Annotated in this window: 13 protein-coding genes; 7 read left to right on the top strand and 6 right to left on the bottom strand. The window is 69.8% G+C overall.

Features of this window, described 5'->3' with window-relative positions; all coding sequences use genetic code 11:
• Positions 1-38: 38 nt before the first annotated feature.
• The 3 genes from ABT009_RS43750 to ABT009_RS43740 form a co-directional block, all read right to left on the bottom strand.
• Complete coding sequence (locus ABT009_RS43750) at positions 39-1,079, bottom strand: DNA-3-methyladenine glycosylase family protein (RefSeq protein WP_351307807.1); 1,041 nt, start codon at positions 1,077-1,079, stop codon at positions 39-41.
• 230 nt (positions 1,080-1,309) lie between these two features.
• On the bottom strand, positions 1,310-2,392 hold the full coding sequence (manB, locus tag ABT009_RS43745) for a mannose-1-phosphate guanylyltransferase (RefSeq protein WP_351307804.1): 1,083 nt from the start codon (positions 2,390-2,392) through the stop codon (positions 1,310-1,312).
• A gap of 191 nt (positions 2,393-2,583) precedes the next feature.
• Positions 2,584-4,233, bottom strand: a complete 1,650-nt coding sequence (locus ABT009_RS43740; protein ID WP_502990079.1) for an N-acetylmuramoyl-L-alanine amidase — start codon at positions 4,231-4,233, stop codon at positions 2,584-2,586.
• 441 nt (positions 4,234-4,674) lie between these two features.
• Between ABT009_RS43740 and ABT009_RS43735 the strand changes: the two genes are divergently transcribed.
• The 5 genes from ABT009_RS43735 to ABT009_RS43715 all read left to right on the top strand — a co-directional run bounded on the left by ABT009_RS43735 (position 4,675) and on the right by ABT009_RS43715 (position 11,185).
• Positions 4,675-5,430 (top strand): TIGR03089 family protein, encoded by a 756-nt coding sequence (locus ABT009_RS43735; protein ID WP_351307797.1) that lies wholly within the window; start codon positions 4,675-4,677, stop codon positions 5,428-5,430.
• Between the two features lie 353 nt (positions 5,431-5,783).
• On the top strand, positions 5,784-6,917 hold the full coding sequence (locus tag ABT009_RS43730) for an LCP family protein (protein WP_351307858.1): 1,134 nt from the start codon (positions 5,784-5,786) through the stop codon (positions 6,915-6,917).
• Between the two features lie 223 nt (positions 6,918-7,140).
• A complete protein-coding gene (locus tag ABT009_RS43725) occupies positions 7,141-8,877 on the top strand; it encodes an LCP family protein (RefSeq protein ID WP_351307794.1) in 1,737 nt (578 codons plus the stop codon).
• A 70-nt stretch (positions 8,878-8,947) separates the two neighbouring features.
• Positions 8,948-10,624 (top strand): LCP family protein, encoded by a 1,677-nt coding sequence (locus ABT009_RS43720; protein WP_351307792.1) that lies wholly within the window; start codon positions 8,948-8,950, stop codon positions 10,622-10,624.
• A 132-nt stretch (positions 10,625-10,756) separates the two neighbouring features.
• Positions 10,757-11,185, top strand: coding sequence for a hypothetical protein (locus ABT009_RS43715; protein WP_351307790.1), 429 nt, complete (start codon positions 10,757-10,759; stop codon positions 11,183-11,185).
• 85 nt (positions 11,186-11,270) lie between these two features.
• Here ABT009_RS43715 and ABT009_RS43710 read toward each other — a convergent pair whose 3' ends face one another.
• The gene (locus ABT009_RS43710) at positions 11,271-12,293 is read right to left on the bottom strand and encodes a glycosyltransferase family 2 protein (protein ID WP_351307787.1); all 1,023 of its coding nucleotides are present in this window, start codon (positions 12,291-12,293) and stop codon (positions 11,271-11,273) included.
• Between the two features lie 233 nt (positions 12,294-12,526).
• On the opposite strand from ABT009_RS43710, the gene ABT009_RS43705 reads away from it, so the two are divergent.
• Positions 12,527-14,032 (top strand): LCP family protein, encoded by a 1,506-nt coding sequence (locus ABT009_RS43705; protein WP_351307784.1) that lies wholly within the window; start codon positions 12,527-12,529, stop codon positions 14,030-14,032.
• Between the two features lie 61 nt (positions 14,033-14,093).
• On the opposite strand, the gene ABT009_RS43700 is transcribed toward ABT009_RS43705, so the two are convergent.
• Positions 14,094-14,654 (bottom strand): acyl-CoA thioesterase, encoded by a 561-nt coding sequence (locus ABT009_RS43700; RefSeq protein WP_351307781.1) that lies wholly within the window; start codon positions 14,652-14,654, stop codon positions 14,094-14,096.
• A gap of 108 nt (positions 14,655-14,762) precedes the next feature.
• Between ABT009_RS43700 and ABT009_RS43695 the strand changes: the two genes are divergently transcribed.
• Positions 14,763-16,079 (top strand): LCP family protein, encoded by a 1,317-nt coding sequence (locus ABT009_RS43695; protein WP_351307778.1) that lies wholly within the window; start codon positions 14,763-14,765, stop codon positions 16,077-16,079.
• Between the two features lie 108 nt (positions 16,080-16,187).
• Here the strand turns inward: ABT009_RS43695 and ABT009_RS43690 are convergent.
• A partial coding sequence (locus tag ABT009_RS43690; protein ID WP_155525297.1) for an acyl-CoA dehydrogenase family protein occupies positions 16,188-16,286 on the bottom strand: 99 nt, incomplete at its 5' end.

Below are 16,286 nucleotides of genomic sequence, written 5' to 3'. Positions count from 1 at the left end.
CGCTGGACGCGTTCGTCGAGGTGCGCCGGGCTGGTCGGTCAGAGTGCCGCGATGTTGGCGCGCGGCATGCGGGGCATGCGGCGCGGTGGTGCGTGGCCGCTGAGCAGGATCAGCCGGGCCGCGCGGTGCCGCTGGCCCTGCTCGGCGTACGGCTCGAGCAGTTCCAGCATCCTCGCGTCGTCCGCGTCCCGCTCGCCCGCGAGGGCGTAGCCGACGATGCCGGGGAGGTGCAGGTCTCCGACGGTGATCGCGTCCGGGGCGCCGTTGCTGCGCTGCACGGTCTCGGCGGAGGTCCAGGGGCCGATGCCGGGGATCAGTTCCAGGCGGGCCTGGGCTTTCGCGGGTTCCATGGCCGCCGCCTCCTCCAGCCGCCGGGCGACCCGGACCGCCCGCAGAATGGTCGAGGCGCGCTTGTTGTCGACGCCCGCGCGGTGCCACTCCCAGGACGGGATCAGCGCCCAGGTACGCGGATCCGGCATCACGTACATACGGTCGGGGGCCGGGCCCGGAGCAGGCTCGCCGAACCTGCGCACCAGGAGCCGCCACGCGCGGTACGCCTCGTCCGTCGTGACCTTCTGCTCCAGGATCGACGGGATCAGAGACTCCATGACCAGGCCGGTACGGGTGAGGAGCAGACCCGGCCGTCGGCGCTCGGTGAGCGCGAGCAGGCGGTGGCGGGGGGTGAAGGCCGACGGGTCGTCCAACTCACCCAGCATGCACGGGAGTTGGTCCAGCAGCCATTCCGCGCCGGGGCCCCACGCCTCACCTTCGGCCTCGGCGGCGTCCGGGTGCAGGGAGACCCGAAGCGTGCCGGGGCCCTGCGGGGTGCGGCTGGTGCGCCAGATGGCGCCGTCCGGGGTGGGTCTGAAGGTGGGGTCGCCGGGGCCGCGGCGGAGGGGGCCCAGTACGAGGGCCAGGTTCAGGGGGCCTGGTGGGGTCCAGCGGCGGGTTCGGGGGGCGGGGCGCTGGTGGGGGAGCGCTGTGGGGTGGCTTTCTGCGGGCTCTGTGGGCATGGCCGTGTCGCCGCCTCGCAGTGTTGTGCGGGTGACGGCGGGGCGGGGGGAGAAGCGGCCTGCCACGGTTGGGGTCCTTGGGGTTGTCGGTGTGCCCTCTGAGGGTATGCGGTGTTTTCTCCCCCAGCCCGCCCCTTCCCCGAAAAACCGGGGCTTCGCCCCGGGCCCCCGGGCCCACAGGTTTCGTCGTCGGGTGCGGGCGTGGGGCGTTTGTACCCAACCTCCCCCTCTGCCTTAAGGGCGTGGGAGGTGCCCCCAGCCCTGCGCAACGCCTGCCCGCAAACGCGGTACGGGGCTCATTGGTCCGACGAGAACCGCACCGCCCCCGCGGGGAGCTCCGCGTCGCACCACACCCGCACGCCCTCCCGCAGTTCGTTGTCGGGGCCGATGTGTGCGCCGTCGCCCACGACCACGCCCGAGAGGATCGTGCGGGCGCCGATGCGGGCTCCGGCGCCGATGAGGGAGTCCGTGATGACGGCGCCCGGTTCGACGACGGCGCCGGCGTGGATCGTGCTGCCCGAGATCCGGGCGCCCTCGCCGATGAGGGCGTTCTCGCCGATCACCGTGCCCTCGGTCAGCTTGGCGTCGGGCGCCACCCGCGCCGATGGCAGCACCAGGCAGTCGCCGCAGCGGCCCGGGACCGCCGGCGAAGGGGCCCTGCCGAGGACGAGGTCGGCGGAGCCGCGTACGAAGGCCTGGGGTGTACCGAGGTCCAGCCAGTACGTGGAGTCGACCATGCCCTGGAGGTGCGCCCCTGAGGCCAGCAGCCCGGGGAACGTCTCGCGTTCCACCGAGACAGGGCGGCCCGCCGGGATCGTGTCGATGACCGAGCGGCGGAACACGTACGCGCCCGCGTTGATCTGGTCGGTGACGATCTCCTCGGGCGTCTGCGGCTTCTCCAGGAAGGCCGTCACCCGCCCGGTGCCGTCGGTGGGGACAAGGCCGTACGCCCGCGGGTCCTCGACCCGGGTGAGGTGCAGGGAGACGTCCGCGCCCGACGACTCGTGCACCGAGACCAGGGCGGGGATGTCCAGTCCGGTCAGGATGTCGCCGTTGAAGATCAGCACCGGATCGTCCGGGCCGCCGTGCAGGCGCGACGCGACGTTGCGGATCGCGCCGCCCGTGCCCAGCGGCTCGCGTTCGGTGACGTACTCGAGATGCAGGCCGAGGCGGGAGCCGTCGCCGAAGTACGGCTCGAAGACCTCGGCCAGATACGAGGTCGCCAGGACGATGTGCTCGACGCCCGCGGCTCTTGCGCGGGCCAGTTGGTGCGTGAGGAACGGCACGCCCGCCGCCGGGACCATCGGTTTCGGCGTGTTGACCGTGAGCGGACGCAGTCGTGTGCCCTTGCCGCCGACCAGGAGGATCGCTTCAGTCACCTGTCGTCTCTGCTTCCTGCTGGGGCCGGCCGAATACTCTTTCGGCCGGCCAGTGTATGCAGACCGTGCGGTTGTACCGAGCAGCTGTTCTGTTCAGCCCGCGGCGAGAGTCCGCGGTGTGCGGAAGTGCACCGCAGTGGTGCGGCAGTGGTGCGGTCGTGCGCCGCAGCGGTGCTGTGTTCCCAGGTCGGTCAGCGGCCCTGGAAGCGGGCCGAAGCGATCCGGAGCCCGTTTAGCTGCCGGTAGAGGGCTGCACCCGGGCACTCGGTGAGGAAGCCGTCCCGGTGCCCCGAGATCACGCGGAGCCTTACCTTCCTGCCCTTCTTGTACTTGTTGCTGCCCCCCGATGTGAGAACCGTCGAGCCCCACGGATTGGCACCGAAGAGACCGAGCTTCCATGCGGTCAGCCTGGCCACAGCCGTGACGGCCGCGGCGGGCGGCTTCGATCTGGTGAAGGTGCCGAGGACGGCGATGCCCATGCTGTTGGTGTTGAAACCGAGCGTGTGTGCGCCCATGACGGGCTTCTCCACGCCCCCGGCGCGGCCCTCGTAGATGTTTCCGCACTTGTCGACGAGGAAGTTGTAGCCGATGTCACGCCAGCCGTTGCTCTTGACGTGGTAGCGATAAATACTGCGGATGAGTGAAGCGGCTTGTGAGCAGCGGTAATTGTTGCCGGTTGCGGTGTGGTGCACGAACGCCGCCTGCACGGTCTTCGTATAGAGGAACTTGCGCTCCCTCAGCTTCTCGTCCGCCCGCCAGCCCTTGCGCGTGATGATGCGCGGGCGGGGGCCGATGTAGGGGCTCGCCCCTGCGGCACCGGCCTTGCCCGGGGCCGCGATGAGCCCGTCCCGGGTCTGGGTCCTGCTGAGCGCCTGGATGACGTCGGCGCCGAGCGGGCCGAGGCCTGCGTTGGCGGCGGATGCCGTCTGATCGGGCGTCAGGGGTACGTGGCGTGTGGCGCCCTGGGAGGTGGCGTCCGGTGAACCCTGGGCGCCGGGCGCGCCAAGTGAGCCGGGCGCCCTGGCTGCGCTGCGCGGGCTGGGGGCACTGGGGACGCCGGGCGAGTCGGGGGCGCTGGGGACGCCGGGCGAGTTGAGAGCGTCCTCCGCGGGCGTCTCGTCGTTGAGCGCGCCCTGCGGAGGGTGCTCGTCCGCGGGAGCGGCCTGCGGTCCGGCCGCGGGAGCCTGCCCGGCGGACGACTCGTCGCCGGGGTCGACGAGTTCGAGGCGCATGCCCTCGGGAAGCGCTGTGCCGTGCTCCGGGGCGTGCTCTTCGGTCGGGGTCTCCGGGCTCACGCGGACCTCCACCCCGTCCGAATCGCCCACCCACAGCGGTGCGGTGGATCCGCGGACCCGGCGCGAAGCACGCTCGGCGCTCCCGGCGTCGGCGGCGTGCTCGAGGTTGTGGGTGTCCAGGTCCTGCCAGTCGGACCAGGTGCTGGTGCCGGTGGCCCGGGTGCGCACCTGGACCCGGCCGTGCAGCTCGGTGTCCGGGTTGTCCCAGACGACGCCCACGAGCGAGAAACGCCGGACATCGCGCTCCGGCAGGCCCTGAGCGGCGGCCCGGGAACCGAACGAACCGGCGGCGAAACCCAGGGAACGGGCACGGGGGCCGAAGGAGCGGGGGGATGGCAGGGGTGCGAGCGGAAGTGACTGGGTGCTGCCCGGGACGGACTCCTCGGACGGGACGGACTCCTCGGACGGGTTGGATTCCTCGAGCGGGTTGGACTCCTCAGACGGAATGGACTCCTGGGAGGCCCACGGGACTTGGGCGCCGGCGGAGGGGGCACGGGCAGCCGGGTCACCCGCTGCCCGGCCTTCACCTGCCCGGGGTTCAGCCACCGGACCGACCGTGGTCCGGCCGCGGTCACCGAAGCCGACCAGCCCCGGCCCGCGCTCAGCAGAGCCGAACAGCCCCCTGCCGCCGGGGACGGCAGCCGCGGGGCCGAGGCCGGGAAGAGGCACAGCGGGACGGTCCGCCGTAACACCGGACGACGCCGGTGCGGTGCCGCGAGGGGGAGACAGTGGATCGGCCCTCAGCGGGACGGCCGTGGCGGCCTGGGCGCCGATGGACGGGAGAGCGAGTGGGAGCGCGAGAGCTGTCGCGCATGTGACGCCGATGGAGGAGGCAAGGATTCCACGCATGCACGTGATGTTGTACATAGCGGGATATTTCTGTCTATGGAATGCTGACGGCCCGTCGGCTGAAATCGAGCCACCGCAGGACCGGCGATCCCCCGGCCGGGCGCACGCTCCAGCCATCGGGACGCGTAACCTTGCGGCGTGAACGCCACCGATCGCACCCCCGCCGACCTGCTGCGATCCGCGCTCGCCGCGGACCCGGCGCGCCCCTTGGTGACCTTCTACGACGACGCCACCGGCGAGCGCGTCGAATTGTCCGTGGCCACCTTCGCCAATTGGGTGGCCAAGACGGCCAATCTGCTGCAGGGCGACCTTGCCGCGGAGCCCGGCGACCGGCTCGCGCTGCTGCTGCCCGCGCACTGGCAGACGGCGGCGTGGCTCATGGCCTGTTCGTCGGTGGGCGTCATCGCGGACGTCGGCGGCAACCCGGCGGCCGCCGATCTCGTGGTCAGCGGTCCCGACTCGCTCGACGCGGCGCGCGCCTGCTCCGGGGAACGCGTGGCGCTGGCGCTGCGTCCGCTCGGCGGCCGGTTCCCGCAGCCGCCCGAAGGGTTCATGGACTACGCGGTCGAGGTGCCGAGCCAGGGCGACCGCTTCGCGCCGTACGCGCCGGTGGACCCGGAGGAGCCCGCACTGATCGTCGCCGGGGCGGAGCTGTCGGGCGCCGAGGTGGTCGAGCGCGCACTCGGCGATGCGGCCGGTCTCGGTCTGACGGGCCCCGGATCGCGGCTGCTGTCCACGCTGCCGTACGACACCTGGGAGGGGCTGAGCGCCGGGCTGTACGCGCCGCTGGCGACGGGCGGCTCCGTCGTCCTGTGCCGGCACGTGGACCGGCTCGGCGCGGAGGGGCTCGAGAAGCGGATCGAGAGCGAGCGGGTGACGGCGACCGCGCGCTGAGGCCGCGCAGTCCCTCTGGGCGCCCGCCGGGGGCTCCGCCCCCGCACCCCCGAATCGCCTTCGGGCTCGTCCTCAAACGCCGGACGGGCTGGATAACCCGTTCGGCCCAGCCGACACCCCGGTCCGCAGGCCCCCGCGCCCGCCCCGCGTCATGGTCGTAAGAGCACCACCTACGCCAGGGGACGCCACGAGGGGTGGAGGCAGACGTGACCGACACCGCCGGCACGCCTTCCGGAGCTGATCAGCCGGACGGCGAAACGCCTGGGTCGACGGGGTCGGCACAGCCCACGTCCGGCCCTGAGGCGCGCGCGGCCGCACCTCCCGGCCCGGGGGCCGCCGGACGGCGATCCGTACTGGGCCCGGGTGCAGGCGCCTCCGCCGCGGGCGGGCGCGGGCGGCAGCGGCGGAAGCGGTGGCTGCGCCGGACCGCCTTCGGCACGGCCGTCTTCGTACTCGCCGCGGGCGGCACCGGATGGGCGGTGTACGAGAAGCTCAACGGCAACATCACCAAGGACATGCAGGCGGCCGAGGAGCTCAAGCGGTACGAGAAGGAGCGCCCGGAGCCGTTGGTGCAGGGCGCGCAGAACATACTTCTGATCGGTTCCGACACCCGCGCCGGCGCGGGCAACAGCAAGTACGGCCGGGACTCGGGCACCGCGCGCTCCGACACCACGATCCTGCTGCACCTCGCCGCAGACCGGCAGAGCGCGACCGCCGTCTCCATACCCCGCGACCTGATGGTCGACGTGCCCAGCTGCCACAAGCCGGACGGCACGCGCACCGCGCCGGTGTTCGCGATGTTCAACCACGCCTTCGAGGCGGGCGGCTCGGCCTGCACGATCCGGACCGTCGAGAAGCTCACCGACATACGCATCGACCACCACATGGTCGTGGACTTCGGCGGCTTCACGAAGATGGTCGATGCGCTGGGCGGCGTGGACGTCTGTCTCGCGGAGCCGATCGACGACCCGGACGCCCAGGTGAAGCTGGATGCGGGCCGCCACCGGCTGACCGGCGAAGAGGCCCTCGGTTTCGTACGTGCGCGCAAGAGCCTCGGCAACGGCAGCGACACCGAGCGCATGGACCGCCAGCAGCAGTTTCTCGGCGCCGTCGTCAACAAGCTGCGGAGCAACGACGTACTGCTCAATCCGGTGAAGCTCTATCCGGTGCTTGATGCCGCGACCTCGTCGCTGACCACGGATCCGGGCTTGGGAAGTCTGCGAGGTCTTTACGACTTGGTACGCAGCATGCGCGACATCCCCACGGAACGGGTGCAGTTCCTTACGGTTCCCCGGGCACCCTACGCATACAACGCGAACCGGGACCAACTAGTCGAACCCGCCGCAGACCAGCTCTTCGCCGAGCTCCGCAGGGACGCGCCGGTGGCCGTGACACCCCGGTCGGACAAGGAGGAAGGGGACGAAGGGGCCACGAACCCGCCCTCCATATTTCGCGGGAACACGGCGGCCGACGACAGCTGCGGGTAAAGCACTCGCCAACCCCGTGAAAATGTCTTCCAGGAATTGCACCGGATTGCCCGGTTGTAGGGACGTGTAATTTGTCACCGCCGTCGCTGGACGCTGAACTGGGCGGATAGTGTGAGCGGTCCGGTGCACCAGGCCTCGAGGTCGCGCACTGTTTCACCGACCGACCGAGCGCCTTTTGAGGGGGGAAGGCGCCGCGTGGCCCCGACGGAGGACTCAGACAACCGTGGACGCGCAAGGCCGTTGGCGGGCGGACGACATCGACCCCGCAGACCAGTGGGTATTGAACCCCGACACCGGTGACTACGAACTGCGACTGACCCCCTCCGGTGGGCAATCATCAGTCCCGGGCCCCCGCAGATCCCGCGGCGGCCCCGGCCCTCAGCTTCGTTCACCCGCGGGTGCACCAGCCGCCCCGCGAGGGCGCACCGCCCCGGTCAGGGACACTCCGGCGCCTCGCGGCCCCGAAGTGCCCGGACCCCGCAGGCGACGGGCGCCCGAGCCGCCCCCGAGCCGCCGCAAGGGCCGGCCGAAGAAGTCGAAGACGAAGAAGGTACTGATCTGGACCGGAGGCATCATGGCCTTCGTCCTCGTCGGAACTTCGGCGGCCGCGTACCTCTACTACGAGCACCTCAACAACAACATCACCGCTCTCCCCGACGACGGCGCGGGCACCGGCGGTTTCAGCAAGGACCGGGCGATCAACATCCTGCTGATCGGCACCGACAAACGCACCGGCAAGGGCAACGAGGGCTACGGCGACTCCGGCAGCGTCGGTCACGCGGACACCACGATCCTGCTCCACGTCTCCAAGGACCGGACGAACGCGACCGCGTTGAGCATTCCGCGCGACCTGATCGTGAACATCCCGGACTGCCCGACCACGCAGAAAGACGGCACCAAAAAGACCATCCCGGGCACCGCGGAGACCCGCTTCAACGAGAGCCTCGGCCAGGAAGGCCGTACGCCGAGCTGCACGATGCGCACGGTCACCGAGATCACCGGCCTGGTTCCCGACCACTTCATGGTGGCCGACTTCAACGCGGTGAAGACGCTGTCGACCGCGGTCGGCGGCGTGGAGGTCTGCCTCGCCAAGGACATAAACGACCCGAAGTCGCACCTCAAGCTCTCCAAGGGCAAGCACACCATCAAGGGCAGTCAGGCGCTCGCCTTCGTCCGTACGCGCCATTCCGTGGGATTCGGCGGTGACCTGAGCCGTATCCAGCTGCAGCAGCAGTTCCTCAGCTCGCTGATGCGCAAGCTCAAGTCGAACGACACGCTCACCAGTCCGTCGAAGATGCTCGACCTCGCGGAGGCGGGCACCAAGGCGCTGACGGTCGACTCCAAGATCGCCGACATCAAGAAGCTCGCCGCCCTGGGCCAGGAGATCGGCAAGGTCAACACCAAGAACCTCACCTTCGCCACGGCGCCCGTCGCCGACAACCCCGACGGCGCGACGGTGTCGCTCATCGAGTCCAAGGCGAAGACGCTGTTCACCTACATGAAGGAGGACATCTCCCTCACGAAGGTGAAGAGTCAGGAGAAGGCGAAGGTGGCGGCCCGTCTCAAGGGCTCCCGCTCCGCCGCCTCCGAGGTGCGGGTCAACATCTACAACGGCGGTGCCGCCGCCGGTTCCGCCCAGGAAACCCTCACCTGGCTGCAGAACGAAGAGGGCGTGCTCAAGTCCAGCCAGCTCGGCAACGCGGACAAGACGCAGAAGACCACGACTCTCGAGTACGCGCCCGACCAGGCCGACCAGGCGCGCAAGCTCGCCGACATCATGGGGCTGACCGCGTCCCAGCTCAAGCCGGGGGAGAGCGAGACGACCGCACAGGGCCTGCCGGCGATGAGGCTGGTGCTCGGCAAGGACTACAAGGGGGCCGGCGTGACGGCCGACGATCCGTCGAAGGCGACGGACGGGGTCCAGAACGTCCAGGCGGACAAAACAGTGTGTGCCAAGTGACCTGAAGCGGCCGTCCTGCGTCTAACAGGGCGGCCGCTGCACAAGGCACAGGGGTGGGGAGGGGCACGACATGGGGCAGGGCAGCGTACGCAGGGAGAGATCGAGACCACGTGTCCGGGACGCCGAGGCGCTCGGCTGGGACGAGACCCTGTACGAAGGCCGGAGCCGGGGGGACGACGAGCCCGAGCCAGAGCGGCGGGAGCACGGACGGCACGGCGGGGGCGGGGGTCGCCGGCGCGCGGGCGGGCCCCGGCCACCGCGCCGCAGACGCCGGATACTGCGCTGGTTCGCCACCGTTCTGGCGGTGCTGATACTCGGCACCGCGGGTGCCGGTTATCTCTACTACGAGCACCTGAACGGCAACCTCAAGAAGGAAGACCTGAACCTCGGCGACGAGAAGGACAGGCCCGCCAAGGCGAAGGCGAACGCCGCGGGCCAGACCCCGCTGAACATCCTGCTCATCGGCTCGGACGCGCGGGACACCAAGGAGAACCAGAAACTCGGCGGTGCCAGGGACACCTTCGGCGGCACGCCCCGCGCGGACGTCCAGATGCTGCTGCACCTGTCCGCCGACAGAAGCAATATGTCCGTGATCAGCATGCCGCGCGACACGCTGCTGCAGGTCCCCAAGTGCACCGACCCGGACACCAAGCACGTGTATCCGGCGAGCACGGTGCCCGTGATGACGAACGACTCGCTCGGCCGCGGCGGCCCCGGCTGCACGGTCGCCACCTGGGAGAAGCTGACCAATATCCACATCGACCACTTCATGATGGTCGACTTCTCCGGTGTGGTGTCGATGGCGGACGCGGTCGGCGGCGTCCCGGTCTGCGTAAGCGCCAACATCTACTCGAAGGACCGTCAGGGCCATGGTTCCGGGCTGAAGTTGGAGAAGGGCACGACCTATATCAAGGGCAAGCAGGCCCTGCAGTGGCTGCGCACCCGCTACGGCTTCGAGGACGGCAGCGACATCGCCCGCGCCAAGGCCCAGCACCAGTACATGAACTCGCTGATCCGCCAGCTGCGCAAGAACGCCACCCTGACCAGCCCCGGCAAGCTGCGTGCCCTTGCCGAGACGGCCACCGAGGCGCTCACCGTCGACGACGGCCTCGGCACCGTGAAGAAGCTCTACGACCTCGGCACCCAGCTGAGGCAGGTGTCGCCGAAGCGGATCACCATGACCACGATGCCGTACGAGTACCGCGGCGCACGCGTCATCCCGAAGCCCGGCGACGCCGAGAAGCTGTTCCGCCTGGTGCGTGAGGACATCTCCCTGGACGGCAAGGACAAGAAGAAGTCCGACAAGGACGAGGTGTCGAAGGACCCGGCCGCCGCTGACGACGAGATCGGTGTGCAGGTCCAGAACGGCACCCGCACCGCAGCGCTCGGCCCGGTCACCGGGCGCGCGAACACGGTGGCGCAACTCCTCGTCGGCAAGGGCTTCACCAAGGCGGCAGCCGACTCGTCGGTGCTGCTGGCCGAGGACAAGACGGTCGTGCGCTACCCGAGCGCCGACCTGGAGGGCGACGCCCAGACGGTCGCCAAGTCCCTCGGCATGCCGCTGAGTTCGGTGGAGAAGTCGACCGACGTCTCCGGGGTCACGCTGGTCGTGGGCGCCGACTGGCGCGAAGGGAACACGTACAAGGCAGCGGCGGACGACGACAAGACCCCGAAGTCGGCCGACGCACTCAACGGCGCGTACGAGAAGGCCTGTATGCGCGTGAACCCGGCCTTCACCTGGTCCTAAGTGTCCCGCCCCGGACAGGTTGGTGACGCGGCCGGCGACTGGGGCGGGCGCGTCACACAGGGCACCTCGGCGCCAACTTCCTTGCAGAAAAGGGACTTTCGCTTATTGATCTCTTATGCGAGCATCCGGCCCATGAACATAACCAAGAAGATCGGAACAGTCCTTTCCTCTCTCGCCGCGCTGATCGGCCTCGGCGTCGTCGCGGCCCCCAGTGCCTCCGCCTCCACGCCGTCCTCGTGTTCGAGCGTCTCCCAGATCGGGACCACGCGCGTTCTGACCGTGGGAGGCATTGAAGCCGCCTCCGTCAAGCAGTACTACGGCTGCGGCTCCAACTACGCCTACATTTACGTGTGGCAGCAGTACCGCGACACGCACTCCACTTGGGACCTTTATGTGAAGATTGTCAACGAGTCGGACACCGGCACCGACTACGGCCGGGCGACCCTGGACAACACCACGCGCTCCGAGCTGTGGGGCCCTGCGGCCAACACCGCCGCGTACTGCACGCACGCCACCGGCTACCTGAACTCGACCGGAGGATCCACCAGCTCCGTTTGCTGACATCCCTCCCCTGCATCAGCCCTGGATCACGCTCAGGTTCCGGGGCTGATGTGCGTCTACCAACTGTAGGGAGCGCTCCCGGGAATCAGACCGGTCCGGCCTCGCTGACGACCGCCGGCCGCCGCGACGCGATGACCTTCTTCGCCAGTGCCCGCGGGCTGGTCAGAAAGCCCCAGCCCCACGACATGTGCATCGTGGCGAGGGCCACGGGGATCTGCAGCCGGGCCTTCAGCGGCAGGCCCTTCCCCGCGGGCACGGACCCGGCCGCGATGGCGGCGAGATAGCCGCCGGGGATCACGAAGCCCCACGGCGTGAGCGCGGCGCCCACGACGATGCCCGCCGCGATGGCGCACACGGCGGTCGGCGGAGCGAGGTAGCGCAGGTTGATCGAGCCCTGGTGGTAGCGCGCGACGACATGGCGCCAGCGGCCGTAGTCCTTGTACTGCTTGGCGAGCGCCTTCACCGAGGGCCTCGGGCGGTACGAGACCTTCAACTCCGGCGAGAACCAGATGAGGCCGCCCGCCTCACGGATACGGAAGTTCAGCTCCCAGTCCTGGGCGCGGATGAACTCCTCGTTGTAACCGCCCTGCTGCTCCAGCGCCGCGCGCCGGAAGACACCCAGGAACACGGTCTCGGCGGGGGCCGCCTCACCGCCCGTGTGGAAGGCCGCGTTGCCGACGCCGATCTTCGAGGTCATGGCGGCAGCGACCGCGTGCTCCCAGTCGTTCTCGCCCTCGGCGTACATGAGGCCGCCGACGTTCTGCGCGCCCGTCTCCTCCAGGAGGCGGACGGCGGTCGCGATGTAGTTCGGCGAGAGCATGCCGTGACCGTCGACGCGCACCACGATCGGGTGCCGGGATGCCTTGATCGCGGCGTTCAGCGCGGCGGGGGTGCGGCCCGTGGGGTTCGGCACCGTGTGCACCCGGGGATCTTCGCGTACCAGCTCGGCGGCGATCTCGTCCGTACGGTCCGTGGACGGGCCGAGCGCGATGACCACCTCCATCTCGCCCTCGTACTCCTGCGCAAGGATGGCGTGGACGGCTCCGCGCAGATGCCGCTCCTCGTTGAGGACGGGCATGATCACGGATACGGCGGGAGGGTGGGTCATGTCTTCCTGCGTCACGTTGGGGGTACCGGCCGGGGTCCGGGGCCGCACGGCGGGCAACCGCCGATGTCACAGCCTCGGGATGTGCACATCGAGGGGCCACGTTACCGCGAACGGGGGACAGGGACGCGCGCCGTCCGGGCCATTACCGCAGGCCGCATTTCGTATCGCCGTACCGTGCTCGGGATCACCCGGCCCGTCTCGGTCCCCGGACCGTACTGGGAGGTACCCCCCTCGTGCCCACGCCGTCCAGCTCGCCCGCCCGTCCGCAGCGCCGCCCCCAGCCGCAGCCGCAGCCGTCGCGGAGCAGGCGGCCGGCACCGGCGCCCGAGCCTCCGGGGACCGCGCGCCGCAGGCGGCGGCCCAAGTGGGCCATGCGGGCGGTGACCACCCTCTCGGTGGTGGTCCTGGCCTCGGCCGGGATCGGGCATGCGCTGGTCACCAGCGTTGACAAGGGGGTGATCGAGCGGGTCGACCCCTTCAAGGACATGAAGAACCGGCCCGCCCCAGGCCATGGCATGAACCTCCTGCTGGTCGGCACGGACGAGCGCGACAAGCTCTCCTGGGAGGACAAGGCGAAGTACCGGCTGGGCGGCGCCCCCTGCCACTGCACGGACACGATCATGATCGTGCACATCTCGCAGGACCGGAAGCGCGCCAGCGTCGTGAGCCTGCCGCGCGACTCGTACGCCGAGATGCCCGCGCACTTCGACGAGACCACCGGCATGAAGCACCACTCCCACCCGGTCAAGATCAACGCGGCGTACGCGGAGGGCGGCCCGCAGCTCACCGTGCGCACCGTCGAGCACATGACGCATCTCAAGATCGACCACTATCTCGAGGTCGACTTCACCAGCTTCATGAAGACGGTGGACGCACTCGGCGGTGTGCAGATCTGCACGACGAAACCGCTCAGGGACTCGCACACGGGTCTCGACCTCTCCCCCGGCACCCACACGCTGGAAGGCGGCGAGGCGCTGCAGTACGTGCGCTCCCGGTACATCGACGCGGCCTCCGACCTGAGCCGTATGCAGCGCCAGCAGCGCTTCCTGGCCGCGGTGATCGCCAAGGCCACGTCGACCGACGTCCTGCTGAACCCGGTGAAGTTCCGCGACGTCTCTGAGGCCGTGCTCGGCTCGGTGCGCGCGGACAAGGGCTTCGGCGCGAACGAGATGCTCGCGCTGGGGCATGCGATGAGGAGCTTCTCACCGAAGTCGTCGGAGTTCACGACGGTGCCGATCAACGGGTACGAGCAGTTGAAGGGCATCGGCTCGACCCTGAAGTGGGACACCGCCAAGTCCGAGAAGATCTTCGAGGCGCTGCGCGAGGACAAGCCGCTGACCGCGCCCCGCGCGAAACCGCGGGCGACGGTCGTCGATGTCGCACCCCAGCAGATCCGGGTGCAGGTCGAGAACGGCACGGGCCTGGCCGGCCTCGGCCGCCGCGTCGACAGCGCCCTGCGCTCCGCCGGCTTCCTGACGACCAAGGAGCCGGTGAACGCGAAGCACCGGACAGTGAAGCGCACGATCGTCACGTACGACCCCCGCTGGGACCGCTCGGCCAGGTCCCTCGCCACGGCGCTGCCGGGCAGCGAGCTGCGCCCCGTCAAGGGCCAGGGCTCGCTCCTGAAGGTGATCGCGGGCACGGACTTCAAGCAGGTCAAGCCGGTGCGGGTCGAGGAGGAGGAAGTGCAGCCGGACAAGATCTCGACGGTCACCGGCGACCAGGTCGTATGCCCCTGATCACAGCCGCGTGCCCCGGATCAAGGCCGTACGCCCCTGGTCGGACTGCCGGCGCGGCGCCTCAGTCCTCGAAGCCCTCGGCCGCCCGCTGCTCGCGCAGCTCCTTGATGGCGCGGCGGCGCGCCAGCCGGTGGGTGCGCCGGATCTGCGCCTCCTGGTAACGGCGCTTGTCCCGCTCGGTCTCGGGGATCACCGGCGGTACGACGCGGGGCTTGCCGTCGGCGTCGACGCCCGTGAACACGAGATACGCGGAGCCGACCTGCTGGGCCGGATTCGACTCGTTCCAGCGCTCGGCCATGATCCGGACGCCGACCTCCATCGAGGTCCGGCCGACCCAGTTGACCTGTGCCTTCACATGCACGAGATCGCCCACCCGGACCGGCTCCAGGAACGCCATCTCGTCCATCGACGCGGTGACCGCGGGCCCGCCGGAGTGCCGTCCGGCGACGGCACCGGCGGCGTCGTCCACCAGTTTCATGATCACGCCACCGTGCACCGTGCCGAGGAGGTTGGTGTCGTTGTGGGTCATGATGTGGCTCAGCGTGGTGCGGGAGGCCGATGTCGGCTTGCCCGGAATGGCGCCCGGAATTTCGGATTCCGCGCCGTGGGCCTGGTCTGTCATGGCCTCCACCTTATGCCGGGCGTATATGTGTCAGCTCTGCAACAGCCCTGGTGTGATTTTCCACGTGACCTTGTGGGAGACACAGCCGGAGACTGCACACTTGGCGGCATGAGCGATTGGCCAGGCGGATGGACCGGCGACACCCGTGACAACGGCGGCGACCGTTATGGACGCGGCAGCGCGAGCGCAGATCCCGAGGGCGCCCGTGTGATGCGTCGTGTGCAGCGCGGCCAGGTTCCCGGCCCCCGCCCGTCGGCTCCGCCGCGCGGCGGAGTCCCGGCGCAGCCCGCGTACGGAAACGGCGAGCGCTATCAGGACGGATACGCCGACGGCGACGTCTACGACAGCGGCTACAACACGGGCCAGGTCTACGGCTCGGGCGGCGGCCGCCGGGGCGGTGGCGACGACGATTACGACTACTACGGCACCGCACGGCCCAGGCCGAACTGGCGGCGCCGAATAAAGGTCGGCTCGCTCACCCTCGTCGTGGTCCTGCTCGCGGTCTCGATCGGCACGTACTTCTGGGCCGACTCCAAGCTCAAGCGTGAGGTGGACCTCTCGAAGGTCATCGACCGGCCCGCGGCGGGCGACGGCACGAACTATCTGATCGTCGGCTCCGACAGCCGCGAGGGCATGACCGCCGAGGAGAAGAAGGAGCTGCACACCGGCTCCGCCGAAGGCAAGCGCACGGACTCGATGATGATCCTGCACGTCGGCGACAACGGGAACACGCTGGTCTCGCTGCCCCGCGACTCGAACGTGGTGATCCCGACCTTCGTCGGATCCGAGTCGGGCAAGACCTTCCAGGGCACGGGCCGCCAGGTGAAGCTGAACGCCGCGTACGCGGAGGACGGCCCCGAGCTGCTGGTCCGCACCGTCGAGTACAACACCGGCCTGCACATCGACCACTACGCCGAGATCGGCTTCGCCGGCTTCGCCAAGATCGTCGACGCGGTCGGCGGCGTCGAGATGGACATCCCCAAGGCGTTCAAGGACAAGAACTCCGGCGCCGACTTCAAGGCGGGCAAGCAGACCCTCAACGGCGAGCAGGCCCTGGCCTTCGTCCGCACCCGGTACGCGTTCGCGGGCAGCGACCTGGACCGTACGAAGAACCAGCAGAAGTTCCTCGCGGCCCTCGCCGGCCAGACGGCGACCCCGTCCACGATCCTGAACCCCTTCAAGCTGTATCCGACGATGGGGGCCGGCCTGGACACGCTGACCGTCGACAAGGACATGAGCCTGTTCGACCTGGCGTCCATGTTCTGGGCGATGAAGGGCGTCACGGGTGGGGACGGCAAGTCCATGAACATGCCGCTCTCCGGCAACGCCGCGAACGGCAACCTCCAGTGGGACACCGCGAGGGTCAAGACGCTGGTGAACGAGCTGAAGAACGACGAGAAGGTGACGGTGTCGGGAGGCTACTGAGCCGCCCGCGCAGTACGCAGAGAGGGCCCCGCCGATCCTCCCCCAAGCTCTCGACTTCGCTCGAGCAGGGGGGACCCCCACGGCGGGGCCCTTCTCGCGTGCTGTGCCTTACGGCAGGTTGCGTGCCATGACGATGCGCTGGACCTGGTTGGTGCCCTCGTAGATCTGGGTGATCTTCGCGTCGCGCATCATGCGCTCCACCGGGTA

This window comes from Streptomyces sp. NPDC002896, from assembly GCF_040295225.1.
GTDB lineage: Bacteria > Actinomycetota > Actinomycetes > Streptomycetales > Streptomycetaceae > Streptomyces.
This window is presented reverse-complemented; position numbering and strand designations above follow the sequence as displayed.

Excerpts from the sequence above, each read along its gene's own strand:
- ABT009_RS43720 (WP_351307792.1), top strand. The coding sequence starts at position 8,948 with ATGGGGCAGGGCAGCGTACGCAGGGAGAGATCGAGACCACGTGTCCGG.
- ABT009_RS43715 (WP_351307790.1), top strand. The coding sequence starts at position 10,757 with ATGAACATAACCAAGAAGATCGGAACAGTCCTTTCCTCTCTCGCCGCG.
- ABT009_RS43710 (WP_351307787.1), bottom strand. The coding sequence starts at position 12,293 with ATGACCCACCCTCCCGCCGTATCCGTGATCATGCCCGTCCTCAACGAG.
- ABT009_RS43700 (WP_351307781.1), bottom strand. The coding sequence starts at position 14,654 with ATGACAGACCAGGCCCACGGCGCGGAATCCGAAATTCCGGGCGCCATT.
- ABT009_RS43695 (WP_351307778.1), top strand. The coding sequence starts at position 14,763 with ATGAGCGATTGGCCAGGCGGATGGACCGGCGACACCCGTGACAACGGC.